Raw genomic sequence first — 12,978 nt, 5'->3', positions numbered from 1 at the left:
GGCGGGCCGGCGGGGTGCGCGTCAGCGGTCCGTGGTGACGGTGAAGCCCTGCGGGGCGCGCAGGTCGACGGCTCCGGTGTGGTCGGTGGACACCTCGATCGGCAGGCCGGCCACCGTCAGGCCGGTGAACGTCAGCGACTCGTAGCCGGCCGGGAGCTGGGCCCGCACCCGGAGCCGCCGGTTGGGGGCGTCGGCCTCCAGGCCGAGCAGTGCCTGCACCACCTGGACGGAGGCGGCGGCGGCCCAGGCCTGCGGGCGGCAGGAGGCCGGGTAGGGGACGGGGCGGGCGACCTCGGCGCGCGGGTGGCCGCCGAAGAGTTCGGGCAGGCGGTGGTCGAAGGCCGCCGCCGCGCGGACCAGGCCCGCGGCCAGCGGCGCGGCGGCGTCGTGCAGCCCGGCGCGGGCGAGGCCGTGGACGGCGATGGCGCTGTCGTGCGGCCAGACCGAACCGGTGTGGTAGCCGAGCGGGTTGAAGCCGGTCGCGGCGGCGTCCAGGGTGCGCAGCCCGAAGCCGCTGTCCATGCCGGGGGCGGTGAGCCGGCCGGCGACCAGGGCGCTCTCCTGCGGGTCGAGCAGGCCGGTGCCGAGCAGGTGGCCCATGTTGGAGGCGATCGAGTCGACCTTGTGCTTGCCGCCGTCGAGGGCGACCACCGGGTACGGGCCGTGCGCGTCCTCGGTCCAGAACCGGTCGCGGAAGCGCAGCCGCAGTTCCTCCGCCCACTGCCGCCAGCGGTCGGCGCCGGGCCGGCCGAAGGCCTCCAGCAGGGCGGCGGAGGCGACGGCGGCCTCGTAGGCGTAGGCCTGGACCTCGCTGAGCGCGATGGGGGCGTCGGCGATCCGGCCGTCGCGGAAGCGGATGCTGTCGGAGGAGTCCTTCCAGCCCTGGTTGGAGAGCCCCTTGCCGGAGCTGTCGACGTACTCCAGGAAGCCGTCGCCGTCCGCGTCGGCGTGGTCGGCCAGCCAGGCGAGGGCGGCCTCGGCGTGCGGCAGCAGGGCCTCGACCTGGTCCTCGGGCATGCCCCAGCGCCAGGCGTCGTGCAGCAGAGTGAGCCACAGCGGGGTGGCGTCGGCCGTGCCGAAGTAGCAGGGCGGCAGGTGGGAGCCGTTGTCGAGGTGCTGCTCGTCGCGGCGGACCTCGTGGAGGATCTTGCCGGGCTGCTCCTCGGTGGCCGGGTCGAGGGCGCGGCCCTGGCGGCGGGCCAGGGTACGCAGCGTGCCGGCGGCGAGATCGGTGCCGAGCGGGAGCATCATCCGGGCCGCCCAGAGCGAGTCGCGGCCGAACAGGGTGAGGAACCAGGGGGCCCCGGCGCCGAGGAAGTGGTCGGCGGGCTCCAGCGGGTCGGTGAGCAGGAGGCCGCGCAGGTCGTGGTGGGAGCGGGCGATCCAGTGCGCGAGGTGGTGGTCGCGGCCGGTGATCCCGGGGGTGCGCCACGGGGCGGCGTCGGCGGCCGGGGCGGGGAAGAGGTCGCCGTCGCGGTGCTCGGCGGTGCACTCCAGGACGGCCTGCCAGGTCTGGCCGGGGGCGAGTTCGAGGTCGAAGCCCAGGGTGCCGGTGTCGGCGGCGAGGTGGTCGGGCGCCGGCTCGACGGTGAGGGCGGCGCTGAGCGGGCCCTCGCTCCAGCGCAGGCCGTTCGGGCCGGCGGTGGGCGTGAGGGCCTGGGTGGTGCGGCCGGCCTTGACGGAGTCCATCGCGGCGAAGTCGCTCTCCGCGCGCAGGTCCAGGCGCAGGCGGGCGGTGAGGTCGCCCGCGTTGCGGACGGTGTACCGCTCGACGAGGCGGCCGGGGTGCAGCTCCCGGCGGCGTTCCAGGGTGACGGCCGGGTCGGGGGTGAGTTCGGCGATGCCGCGCAGCACGGTGACGAAGGTGGTGCGCCCGTCCTCGCCGTGCGCGGTGGCGACGGGGGCGTTGGGGATCCCGGCGACACCGGCCTCCAGGCGGGAGAGGATCCGGCGGTCCCCGTGGTAGAAGCCGTCCGCGCCTTCGCCGATCCGCCCGTCCGGGCGCGAGGCACAGAAGCTCGGGGCGGCCACGGAGAGCTGGGCGTCGTGCAGGAACGGCTGCAGGGCGATCGCTGACATGGTCTCTTCATCCTCGTTTTGGGGCTTGACAGTTGCTTCCACTCGGGCGCAACCTTTCTGCCATTGGAGCGTTCCAAGACATTAACCCCCCTGGTGGGGAAGATGGAACCCCGTATTGGAACGCTCCAAGATCTTGTCAATGAAGACAGAACCTAGGATCGCCGTCATGCATGCACACTCATCGCCCCGGCCCAGGACAGGGTCCGCCGCGACCCTGGAAATGGTCGCCGCCCGGGCCGGCGTGGGCCGTCAGACGGTGTCCAACGCGATCAACTCGCCCGAGCTGCTGCGCCCGCAGACGCTGGAGCGGGTCCAGCGCGCGATCGACGAGCTCGGCTACCGCCCGCACCGGGCCGCGCAGGCCCTCAAGACCAGGGCCAGCCGGCTGATCGGCTACGGCATCCGCTCCAGCAGCACCGGCGTCCCGACCCCGGTCCTGGACCAGTTCCTGCACTCGCTCTCCGAGGCCGCCGACCAGGCCGGCTACCGGGTGGTGCTGTTCGCCGTCGCCCCCGGGGACGACGAACTCACCAGCTACCAGCAGCTGCTCGACGAGCACGGCGCGGACGGCTTCGTACTCAGCGGCACCGACCGCGGCGACCGCCGCCAGGGCTGGCTGCACGAACGCGGCGTCCCCTACGTCGCCTTCGGCCGCACCTGGTCCGGCCGGGACGTCGGCGACTGGGTCGACGTCGACGGCTCCGCCGGGACTTCGGCCGCCGTCCGGCACCTGGCCGGGCTCGGCCACCGCAAGATCGGCTTCCTCGGCTGGCCGAAGGGCTCCGGCGTCGGCGACGACCGCGCCCGCGGCTGGCAGAGCGCGATGCGCGAACTGGGCCTGCCCGCCCGGGGCCGCCGGGCCGAGAGCCCGGACGACCAGGCGAGCGCCACCGAGGCCGCCGAACGGCTGCTCGCGACCGGCGCGACCGCGGTCGTGACCGCCAGCGACACCCTGGCGCTCGGCTGGTACCAGGCGCTGCGCCGCGACGGCCGCGCCCCCGGCCCGGACGCGGCCGTCATCGGCTTCGACGACTCGCCGGTCGCCCCCCTGCTGTTCCCCTCGCTGTCCAGCCTCGCCCAACCGCTCGACGCGGTCGGCCGCGAGTGCATGCGACTGCTGCTGGAACGCCTCGGCGACCGCCACCGGCCGACCGAACACGTGCTCCTGGAACCGGAGCTGGTCCTGCGCGAAAGCGTCTGACCGCCACTCCCCCGAACCATCTCCGCCCACTCCCCCCACCCACCCTCGCAAGGAGATCCCGCATGGCCACCTCCCGCACCCTCGCCGCGGCAGCCGTCTGCACGGCCGTCGCCCTCGGCGCCGTCACCGGCTGCTCCTCCTCCGGCGGCTTCGGCGACTCACCGGCCAAGCAGTCCTCCGGCGGCAACCAGAGCCTGACGGTGCTGATCGCCACCTCCGGCGAGTCCGAGACGGCCGCGGTCAAGGCCGCCACGGCCGACTGGGCCAAGAAGACCGGCAACACCGTCACCGTGCAGATCGCCAGCGACATCAACCAGCAGCTCGGCCAGGCCTTCGCCGGCGGCAACCCGCCGGACCTCTTCTACGTCAACTCCGACCAGTTCGCGAACTACGCCAAGGGCGGCTCGCTGTACGCCTACGGCGACCAGATCCCGGACGCCGCCGACTTCTCCGAGCCGCTGCGCAAGGCCTTCAGCTACGACGGCAAGCTCACCTGCCTGCCCAAGGACACCTCCACCCTGGGCCTGGCGATCAACACCACGCTGTGGCAGCAGGCCGGCCTGACCGAGGCCGACTACCCGACCAGCTGGCAGCAGCTCTCCGACGACGCCGCCAAGCTCACCAAGGACGGCGTGACCGGCCTGGTGACCGCCCCCGACTACCAGCGGCTCGGCGCCCTGCTGAAGGAGGCCGGCGGCTGGATCACCAACCCCGAGCAGACCGCGATGACCGCCGACAGCCCGGCCAACAAGCAGGCGCTGGAGTACGTGCAGTCGATGATGAAGGCCGGCTCGGCCAAGTACGTCGCCGAGGTGGACGCCGGCTGGGGCGGCGAGGCGCTCGGCAAGGGCAAGGCCGCGATGACCATCGAGGGCAACTGGCTCAAGGGCGCGATGGCCAAGGACTACCCGAACGTCCAGTACAAGGTGCTCCCGCTGCCCGCCGGCCCGGCCGGCCCCGGCACCCTCGCCTTCAGCAACTGCTGGGGCATCGCCGCCAAGAGCCAGCACCAGGCGGCCGGGGTCGACCTGGTCAAGCACCTCGCCTCCGCCGACCAGCAGCTGGAGTTCGCCCAGGCCTTCGGCGTGATGCCCTCGCGCACCAGCGCGCTGAGCGCCTACGCCCAGAAGTACCCCGAGTCCAAGGCCTGGGTCGACGGCGTCGCCAACGCCCAGGCGCCGGTCACCATCGCCGGGTTCACCAAGGTGCTCACCCAGTTCAACACCGACCTCCAGTCGCTGAAGACGGGCGACCCGGCGGCCATCCTGGCCACCCTCCAGCGCAACGGCGAGCAGGCCATCAAGAATGCCAAGTAACAGCTCCACCGGCACGACACGCCGGCGCAGCCTGCGCGAGGGAGCATGGGGCTGGCTGTTCGCCGGCCCCATGGTCCTGGTTCTCGGCCTCTTCATGGTCCTGCCGATCGGGATGGCCCTGTGGGTCAGCCTGCTGCACTGGGACGGCCAGTCCAACCCGTTCAGCGGCAGCGCGGACTTCATCGGCCTGGACAACTACCGCCGGCTGTTCGCCGAGGACGGCCTGGACCGCACGCTGTTCGCCACCTCGATGCGCAACACGCTGTACTACGTCCTGCTGACGGTGCCGCTGCAGACGGTGCTGGCGCTGCTGCTCGCCATCCTGGTCAACCAGCGGATGCTGCGCGGCCGGGGCGCCCTGCGCACGGTGTTCTACTTCCCGTCCGTCACCAGCTCGATCGCGATCTCGACGGTCTTCCTGTTCCTCTTCCAGGGCAGCGGCGCCGTCAACCGGATGCTGGGCTGGCTCGGGGTCAAGGGGCCGAACTGGTTCGCCGACCCGCGCGGGGTGATCTGGCTGGTGCTCGGCTGGTTCGGCCTGGACCAGCCCGCTCCGGGCACGGGCGGCCCGCTCGGGCTGTCCTGGTCGGAGTGGTTCGCCGGGCCCTCGGTCGCGATGTGCACGTTGATCCTGATGGCGGTGTGGACCACCTCCGGCACCTTCATGCTGATCTTCCTCGCCGCCCTCCAGGACATCCCGCGCGAACTGGAGGAGGCAGCCGCGCTCGACGGCGTCAACCGCCGCCAGCTGCTGCGCCACGTCACCCTGCCCGCGCTGCGGCCCGTCCTGTTCCTGGTGCTGACCCTCGGCCTGATCTCCACCTGGCAGGTCTTCGACCAGGTGTACGTGATGGGCAAGGGCGCGCCCGGCAACACCACCCTGACGCCCGCCTACCTGTCCTACTCGGCCGGCTTCGACAACGCCGACTTCGGGCAGGGCGCCGCCATCGCGTTCGTCCTGCTCGGCCTGATCCTGCTGCTCACCGCCGTCCAGCGGTGGGTCCTGCGGGAGCGGGACGGCAAGCCCCGCCGCAGCCCGAAGGGAGCCCGCCGTGCCGCACGCTGACCGCAAGCCCGCCGTGGACAAGCCGATCCTCGGCCGCTTCCCCCGGCCGCTGCGGCTCCTCGGGTACACCGTCCTGCTCGGCTTCGCGCTGCTCTACCTGCTGCCGTTCCTGCTGCAACTGGTGAACAGCTTCAAGACCGACCCGGACGCGGCCGCCCACCCGATGTCGGTGCTGCCCGACGGCGGCACCCTGGCCTCCTACCGGCGGCTGTTCGGCCTGGCGGAGGGCGTCGAGAACATCCCGTTCCTGCGCTGGCTGGGCAACAGCGTGGTGGTGACCGTCCTGGTGACGGCCGGCCGGGTGCTGTTCGACTCGATGGCGGGCTACGCGCTGGCCCGGATCAGGTTCCCGGGCCGCCGGCTGCTGTTCGCCTTCGTGCTGGCCGTGATGGCGGTGCCGGGCGTGGTGCTGCTGATCCCGAAGTTCCTGGTGCTGAAGAGCTTCGGCATGTTCGACAGCTACAGCGGCATGATCCTGCCGCTGCTGGTCGACGCCGCGGGGATCTTCATCATGAAGCAGTTCTTCGAGTCGGTGCCGCGCGAGATCGAGGAGGCGGCACGGATCGACGGCGCCGGGACGTTCCGGATCTTCTGGTCCGTCGTCCTGCCGATGTCCCGGCCCTCGCTGATCACGCTCACCGTGCTCTCCTTCCAGGGCTCCTGGAACGAGTTCACGCACTTCCTGGTCTCCACCCAGTCCAGCGAGCACGACACCCTCACCACCGGCCTGGCGCACTTCGTCTCCGGCGGCCTCGGCTCCGGGACGCAGTACCCGCTCAAGCTGGCGGCGGCGCTGGTCTCCACCCTCCCGGTGGCGATCCTGTTCTTCTGCTTCCAGCGCCACTTCGTGCGCGGCGCCAACTCGGGCTCGCTCAAGGAGTGAGCCCGGCCCGGCCCGGCCGGTACACCCCCTCTGCCGAACCTTCCTGTGAACCCTTCTTGGAGAACCACGTGCCCGCCCGTATCGAGGACTACGCGCTGATCGGCGACATGCAGACCGCCGCCCTGGTCGGCAGGGACGGCGCCGTCGACTGGCTGTGCCTGCCCCGCTTCGACTCCCCGGCCGTCTTCGCCGGCCTGCTGGGCACGGACGAGCACGGCTTCTGGCGGATCGCCCCCGGTGACGCCCCGCCCGCCCACCGGCGGCGCTACCGGGGCGACTCCCTGATCCTGGAACAGGAATGGGACACCGCCGGGGGCACCGTCCGGGTCGTCGACTTCATGCCGCCGCGCGGCACGGCGGCCCCGCAGCTGATCCGGATCGTCGAGGGCGTGTCCGGCACCGTCCGGATGCGCTCGGCCCTGCGGATGCGCTTCTCGTACGGGCGCGTCGTGCCCTGGGTGCACAAGGTCACGGACGGCACGGGAACCCGCACCGTCGCCGTGGCCGGGCCCGACTCGGTGTGGCTGGACGGCGAGTCCGAGACCTACGGCCGCGACCTGACCACCTACGCCGACTTCACCGTCACCGCAGGCGAGCGGATCGCCTTCGCCCTCACCTGGCAGGCCTCCCACCTCGGCGCGCCCGACCGGCCGGACGCCGAGCAGGCACTCGCCGCCACCGAGGAGTTCTGGCGCGACTGGGCCGCCCAGTGCACCTACCAGGGCCCCTACCGCGAGGCCGTGATCCGCTCCCTGATCACCCTCAAGGGCCTCACCTACGCCCCCACCGGCGGCATCGTCGCCGCCCCCACCACCTCGCTGCCCGAGGACATCGGCGGCGTCCGCAACTGGGACTACCGCTACACCTGGCTGCGCGACGCCACCATCACGCTCTCCTCGCTGCTGCGCACCGGCTACCGCGACGAGGCCAAGGCCTGGCGCGAGTGGCTGCTGCGCGCCGTCGCCGGCGACCCGGAGAACCTCCAGATCATGTACGGCATCGCCGGTGAACGGGAGCTGGTGGAGACCGAACTCGATTGGCTGCCCGGCTACGAGGGCTCCCGCCCCGTCCGGATCGGCAACGGCGCCGCCGGGCAGCTCCAACTCGACGTCTACGGCGAGGTCGTCGAGGCCCTGCACCTCGCCCAGCACACCGGCCTGGCCCGCAACGACCACGCCCACCTGCTGCAACTGCGGCTGATCTCCTGGCTGGAGGAGCACTGGCAGGAGCCGGACGAGGGCATCTGGGAGGTCCGCGGCCCGCGCCGGCACTTCGTCCACTCCAAGGTGATGGCCTGGGTCGCCGTCGACCGGACGGTCCAACTGCTGGAGCAGACCGACTGCGAGGGGCCGCTGGAGCGCTGGCGCGCCCTGCGCGACACCATCCACGAGGACGTCTGCACCCACGGCTACGACCCGGACCGCAACACCTTCACCCAGTCCTACGGCTCCCAGGAACTCGACGCCTCCCTGCTGCTCATCCCCCAGGTCGGCTTCCTGCCGCCGGACGACAAGCGCGTCATCGGCACCGTCGAGGCGATCCAGCGCGAACTGTCCACCGAGGACGGCTTCGTGCTGCGCTACCCCACCAGCGGCGGGGTGGACGGCCTGCCGGGCGACGAAGGCGCCTTCCTGGCCTGCTCGTTCTGGCTGGCCGACGCCCTGGCGATGATCGGCCGGACGGACGAGGCACACCAGCTGTTCGACAAGCTGCTGTCCATCCGCAACGACCTCGGGCTCCTGGCGGAGGAGTGGGACCCGCGGCTCAAGCGCCAGGTCGGCAACTTCCCGCAGGCCTTCAGCCATGTGCCATTGATCGACACCGCGCTGCGCCTCGGCCGGGGCTGAGCCGGTCCGAAATTAATCGGCCACCCCCTTGCCGATGATGTGATCAAATGTGTAAGCACTGTGGCGCTCGACGCCACCGGGGAGGGACTGGTCTGACCATGTGGTCAGGCCCCGTTACACAGGAGACGTACCATCAACACCGCCATTCGCCGGGCCGCGCGCGGAACCGTTCCCGTCGCCGTCACCGCATCCGTGCTCGCCGCCGGCCTGGCCGCCTGCGGCACCGTCGAGCAGCTGTCCGCCGCGCAGAAGGTGTCCAAGGCCTTCACCAAGGTCGGCGAGGGCAAGGCCGCCGGCCTCACGTTCTCCGTGGACGCCACCCCCGAGCAGATCACCGCCTTCGGCGCGGCCACCGGCGACAAGGTCGACCCGAAGAGCGCCGACGCCGTGTCCGGGCTGAACTTCTCCGTCGCGATATCCGCCGACAAGCCGCTGAAGGACCTCGACACCTTCAAGAACGCGCAAAGCAGCGGTGCCGACAAGGACCTGACGCTCGACAAGTCGGTGCGCCTGTCCTACGTGCTCTCCGACCGGAAGGGCACCGCGCTGCTGGAGTACCGCCAGGTCGACGCCAAGGCGTTCCTGCGGGCCGACGCCAAGGGCCTGGTGAAGCTGGTCGGCGAGGACCCGTCGCAGGTCGACGCCATCAGCAGCGGCCTGCCCGCAGAACTGAAGCCGGTCAAGGACGTGCTGGCCGGCAAGTGGGTCTCCTTCGACCTCCAGAAGCTCGCCGACGACGCCAAGAAGTTCGACGGCGCCAAGGCCACCCCGAGCGCACAGCCCTCGCTGGACCCGGAGTCCGCCAAGCAGCTGACCAACTCCCTCAAGGACGTGCTGTCCCGCACCGTCACCTTCGAGGACAAGGGCAAGAAGGACGGCGCCGAGCACATCTGGATGAGCGCCCCGGGCCGCCAGCTGGCCGACGAACTGCTGAAGGCCCTCAAGCCGCTGGCCACCAAGCTCCCCCAGCAGTTCGGGAAGCTCCCCACCTCCGTCCCGAGCACCGTGCGCGAGGACAAGGTCGGCGCCGACCTCTACCTGAAGGACGGCAAGCTCTCCGCCGCCACCTTCGACCTCGCCCAGCTGGAGGCGAAGGCCGGACCGGGCGTCAACTTCCCGGTGAAGCTCGCCTTCAACCAGAACGCCCCGACCGTCGAGGCGCCCGCCGACGCCGTCGCGCTGACCAGCGACGACATCCAGAGCGCGATGCTCAGCCTCCTCACCTCCGGCGCCACCAGCGGGGGCAAGGGCGGCACCGCCCCGACCACCCCGGCGCTCACCCCCGGCAAGCCCCTGACCCCGGCCCAGGCCGAGGAGCTGAAGGGCCTCGGCCTGCCCCTGGAGCAGCAGCAGGTGTTCAGCAAGCTCGGTATGGGCTACGAGGACATGAAGAGCCTCGCCCAGGAGGGCTGATCCCCGCTTCTCCCCCACGGCGCCCGGCCGGCCGCGACAGCGGCGGGCCGGGCGCCGCTGTTCGACGTCACAGCCGGTGCCCCGGCCGCCCGGATCACCGGCGCGCGAGATGGACGGTGAGGTCGGCCGCGACCTCGACCGTCTCGGGCAGCACTCGCGCGATCGCGTCGAAGGCCTGCCGCCGCCTCGGCGGCGGCAGTTGGAGGTACGCCGAGATGGTCGACAGGTGGCCGAGGTAGTACGGGGCGCTCACGAGCAGGCGCCGCCGGATGACGGACTGCCGGACGTCACGGAACAGCCGGGACCGCTCCAACTCCGTTCCTGGCCACTGTAGTTCCTCCTCGGGGGCGGTCCCGTCCGGGGACGGGACGTCGTCGCTCTCCAGGAACGGCGCCCGGGCCGCCCGCACGGCCTCCTCGACGGCCGGGTCGGCCGGCTGGAACGGACCGCCGAAGTTGGCGAACACGCCGTCCGGCTCCAGCAGTTCGGCCACCCGCGACCACCGGCCCTCCGGGCGCGTCCAGTGCAGGGCCGCCGCCGCGTAGACCAGCCCGTACGTCCCGCCCGGCCGCAGGTCCTCGAACGCGGCCCGGACGGTCCGCACGTTGGGGGGCGCCGTCCTGCGCAGTTCGGCGAGCATGGCCGCGTCGGGCTCCGTCGCCGTGACGTCGACCCCGTGCCCGGCGAACAGCCGGGTCGCCTTTCCGGTGCCCGCACCGATCTCCAGGGCGGTCCGCACCGGCCGGCCCGCGTACGCCGTCACCGTGTCGAAGAGTTCGTCGGGATACCCCGGCCGGAAACGTTCGTAGGCTTCGGCGACCGCGCCGAAGCTCAGTGCACGAGCAGACATGCCGAGCATCCTGACACGACCGCGGCGGGCCGTGCCCCGGGTTTTCCGCCGCCGCACCACGCCCGGCGGAGTGGTGCGGGTCCGGAATCAGCCGGTTGTCGGTAATGAACGATTGTGTTCCCTATACCCCGGGGATACTGCCGGTGTCATTCGACGGACCCGCCCCCTCACCGTCATTCGCTCCCGAGTCATTGGGGGACCTGCCATGGTCACCTCGCGCGCCCTGGCCCCGGCGCCGCCCGCACCCGCGCGACGCGGCCAGCACCCGGGGACAGCCCTCACCGTCATCGCGGCCACCCAGCTCATGGTGGTCCTCGACGTCACGATCGTGAACATCGCCCTGCCGCACATCCAGCAGGCGCTGAGGTTCAACACCACCGACCTGTCCTGGGTCGTCAACGCCTACACCCTCGCCTTCGGCGGGCTCCTGCTGCTGGGCGGGCGGATGGGCGACATCCTCGGGCGCCGGCGCGTGTTCGTCGCCGGGGTCCTGATCTTCAGTCTCGCCTCACTGCTCGGCGGCGTCGCACAGTCCTCCGGCTGGCTGCTGGCCGCGCGCGCACTCCAGGGCCTGGGCGCGGCGATCGCCTCGCCGACCGCGCTCGCCCTGATCGCGACCAACTTCCCGGAGGGCCCGGCCCGCAACCGCGCCTTCGGCGTGTACTCGGCCGTCGCCGGGGCGGGTGGCGCCGTCGGCCTGCTCGCCGGCGGGATCCTGACCTCCTGGCTGTCCTGGCGGTGGGTGCTGTTCGTCAACGTGCCGATCGGCATCGCGATCGCGCTGCTGGCGCCGCTCTACATCAACGAGTCCGAACGGCACCCCGGACGCTTCGACCTGACCGGCGCGTTCGCCGCCACCGCGGGCATGGTCTCGCTGGTCTTCGGCTTCATCCGGGCCTCCGACCACGGCTGGACCGACCCCGTGACGCTCACCTCGTTCGGCCTCGCCGCGCTGCTGCTGGCGGCCTTCCTGTTCCACGAACGGCGGGCGCCGCAGCCGATCACCCCGCTGCACCTGTTCCGCGACCGCAACCGCTCCGGCGCCTACGGGCTGCTGCTCTGCGTGGCCGCGACCATGTTCAGCATCTTCTTCTTCATGACCCTGTTCGTGCAGGACGTCCTCGGGTTCAGCCCGCTGCGGGCCGGCCTCGCCTTCCTGCCGATCAGCGCCGCGAGCGTCGCCGCCGCCCAGTTCGCCGCCCGCACCCAGCTGCGGTACGGGCGCAGACCGTTCCTGGTGGTGGGCTCGCTGCTGGTGGCGGGCGGGACGTTCTGGTCCACCCGGCTCGACGCCCACAGCGGCTACCTGACCGGGGTCCTCGGCCCGACCCTGCTGTTCGGCCTCGGGATGGGCTCGATCTTCGTCCCGGCCACGCTGACGGTGGTCTCCCGGGTCGCCCCGCACGAGACCGGCGCGGCCACCGGCATGCTCAACACCACCCAGCAGGTGGGCGGCTCGCTGGGGCTGTCGATCCTGGTCACGGTCTACGGCGCGGCCGGCCGCAACGAGGCCGGCCGACAGGTCGGCACGTTCCTACGGCAGGCCACCCCGCAGCAGGCGGCCCAGTTCCGGGCCACCGGAAAGCTGCCGGCGCCGTACTCCTCCGAGGTGTTGGCGCACGGCATCTCCAGGGCGTTCGACATGGGCCTGGCCTTCGCCGTGCTCGCGGCACTGATCGCCCTGTTCGTCATCAGGACCGACCGGGAGGCGCCACCCGTCAGCCCTTCGGGGGACGGCACTTGACAGGGCCTCCGGACATCGCCGACAGTCCATCTTGCAATGGTTTTCATCTTCGATAACCAGACTCCGCGAAAGAGGACACCCATGTCGCTCGACGTCTCCCCCGCCCTCCTCGCCCAGGCCGAGCACGGCCGGGTCAACCAGGCCGACTTCCTCGACACCGTCCGCGCCTCCCTCCCCTACGCCTACCAGGTCGTCGCCGGGCTCAGCACCGAACTCAGCGCCACCGAGGACGAGTTCACCACCGACAACACCACGCCCACCGACGAGGAGCGCGCCCAGCTGCTGCGCGCGCTCGCCAGCAACGCCATCCGCGGCAGCCTGGAGGACCACTTCGGCGTCAAGCTCGCCTTCGTCAACTGCCACCGCGTCGGCGCCTTCCGCCCCGGCACCGAGGACGGCGACGCCTACCGCGAGTTCACCTCGCTGCACAACCAGATCCGCAACCAGAGCCCGGAGCTGCGCAGCTGCTGACCCTCCCGGACGCGGGGGGGGGGGGGGGGGGGGGGGGGGGCGGGGCCCCCCCCCCCCTGGTCAGTGTTGGGGGGGGATTGTACCTCCTTGTTTCCCGACTTTCGCTCC

General features: G+C 71.9%; 10 protein-coding genes. 8 read left to right on the top strand and 2 right to left on the bottom strand.

The window, feature by feature from the left end:
* Positions 1 to 21 precede the first annotated feature (21 nt).
* Positions 22 to 2,079, bottom strand: coding sequence for an amylo-alpha-1,6-glucosidase (locus AC07AL_RS23180; RefSeq protein ID WP_363589221.1), 2,058 nt, complete (start codon positions 2,077 to 2,079; stop codon positions 22 to 24).
* A 166-nt stretch (positions 2,080 to 2,245) separates the two neighbouring features.
* Between AC07AL_RS23180 and AC07AL_RS23175 the strand changes: the two genes are divergently transcribed.
* The 6 genes from AC07AL_RS23175 (at position 2,246) to AC07AL_RS23150 (ending at position 9,805) form a co-directional block, all read left to right on the top strand.
* Positions 2,246 to 3,280: a LacI family DNA-binding transcriptional regulator gene (locus AC07AL_RS23175; protein WP_363589223.1), complete on the top strand. Its 1,035-nt coding sequence runs from the start codon at positions 2,246 to 2,248 to the stop codon at positions 3,278 to 3,280.
* A 62-nt stretch (positions 3,281 to 3,342) separates the two neighbouring features.
* Positions 3,343 to 4,596, top strand: a complete 1,254-nt coding sequence (locus AC07AL_RS23170) for a sugar ABC transporter substrate-binding protein (RefSeq protein ID WP_363589225.1) — start codon at positions 3,343 to 3,345, stop codon at positions 4,594 to 4,596.
* On the top strand, positions 4,586 to 5,662 hold the full coding sequence (locus AC07AL_RS23165) for a carbohydrate ABC transporter permease (RefSeq protein ID WP_350884138.1): 1,077 nt from the start codon (positions 4,586 to 4,588) through the stop codon (positions 5,660 to 5,662). Before AC07AL_RS23170 ends, AC07AL_RS23165 begins: the two co-directional genes overlap by 11 nt.
* A complete protein-coding gene (locus tag AC07AL_RS23160) occupies positions 5,649 to 6,545 on the top strand; it encodes a carbohydrate ABC transporter permease (protein ID WP_363589227.1) in 897 nt (298 codons plus the stop codon). Before AC07AL_RS23165 ends, AC07AL_RS23160 begins: the two co-directional genes overlap by 14 nt.
* A 68-nt stretch (positions 6,546 to 6,613) precedes the next feature.
* The gene (locus AC07AL_RS23155; protein ID WP_478318029.1) at positions 6,614 to 8,392 is read left to right on the top strand and encodes a glycoside hydrolase family 15 protein; all 1,779 of its coding nucleotides are present in this window, start codon (positions 6,614 to 6,616) and stop codon (positions 8,390 to 8,392) included.
* A 192-nt stretch (positions 8,393 to 8,584) separates the two neighbouring features.
* A complete protein-coding gene (locus AC07AL_RS23150; RefSeq protein ID WP_363587177.1) occupies positions 8,585 to 9,805 on the top strand; it encodes a hypothetical protein in 1,221 nt (406 codons plus the stop codon).
* Between the two features lie 94 nt (positions 9,806 to 9,899).
* Here the strand turns inward: AC07AL_RS23150 and AC07AL_RS23145 are convergent, their stop codons facing one another.
* A complete protein-coding gene (locus AC07AL_RS23145) occupies positions 9,900 to 10,655 on the bottom strand; it encodes a class I SAM-dependent methyltransferase (RefSeq protein ID WP_363632471.1) in 756 nt (251 codons plus the stop codon).
* Between the two features lie 205 nt (positions 10,656 to 10,860).
* Here AC07AL_RS23145 and AC07AL_RS23140 point away from each other — a divergent pair, with 205 nt between their 5' ends.
* Positions 10,861 to 12,399, top strand: a complete 1,539-nt coding sequence (locus tag AC07AL_RS23140) for an MFS transporter (RefSeq protein WP_363587175.1) — start codon at positions 10,861 to 10,863, stop codon at positions 12,397 to 12,399.
* A gap of 81 nt (positions 12,400 to 12,480) precedes the next feature.
* Positions 12,481 to 12,870 carry an SCO5389 family protein gene (locus AC07AL_RS23135; protein ID WP_063345914.1) on the top strand — a complete coding sequence of 130 codons (390 nt, stop codon included), beginning with the start codon at positions 12,481 to 12,483 and terminating at the stop codon, positions 12,868 to 12,870.
* Positions 12,871 to 12,978 lie beyond the last annotated feature (108 nt).

The sequence above is a fragment of the Kitasatospora sp. NPDC043949 genome, assembly GCF_056435365.1.
Note: the sequence above shows the minus strand (reverse complement) of the source record. Positions and strands in the feature narration are given on the sequence as shown.

Excerpts from the sequence above, each read along its gene's own strand:
- AC07AL_RS23175 (WP_363589223.1), top strand. The coding sequence starts at position 2,246 with ATGCATGCACACTCATCGCCCCGGCCCAGGACAGGGTCCGCCGCGACC.
- AC07AL_RS23170 (WP_363589225.1), top strand. The coding sequence starts at position 3,343 with ATGGCCACCTCCCGCACCCTCGCCGCGGCAGCCGTCTGCACGGCCGTC.
- AC07AL_RS23140 (WP_363587175.1), top strand. The coding sequence starts at position 10,861 with ATGGTCACCTCGCGCGCCCTGGCCCCGGCGCCGCCCGCACCCGCGCGA.
- AC07AL_RS23165 (WP_350884138.1), top strand. The coding sequence starts at position 4,586 with ATGCCAAGTAACAGCTCCACCGGCACGACACGCCGGCGCAGCCTGCGC.
- AC07AL_RS23135 (WP_063345914.1), top strand. The coding sequence starts at position 12,481 with ATGTCGCTCGACGTCTCCCCCGCCCTCCTCGCCCAGGCCGAGCACGGC.
- AC07AL_RS23145 (WP_363632471.1), bottom strand. The coding sequence starts at position 10,655 with ATGTCTGCTCGTGCACTGAGCTTCGGCGCGGTCGCCGAAGCCTACGAA.
- AC07AL_RS23180 (WP_363589221.1), bottom strand. The coding sequence starts at position 2,079 with ATGTCAGCGATCGCCCTGCAGCCGTTCCTGCACGACGCCCAGCTCTCC.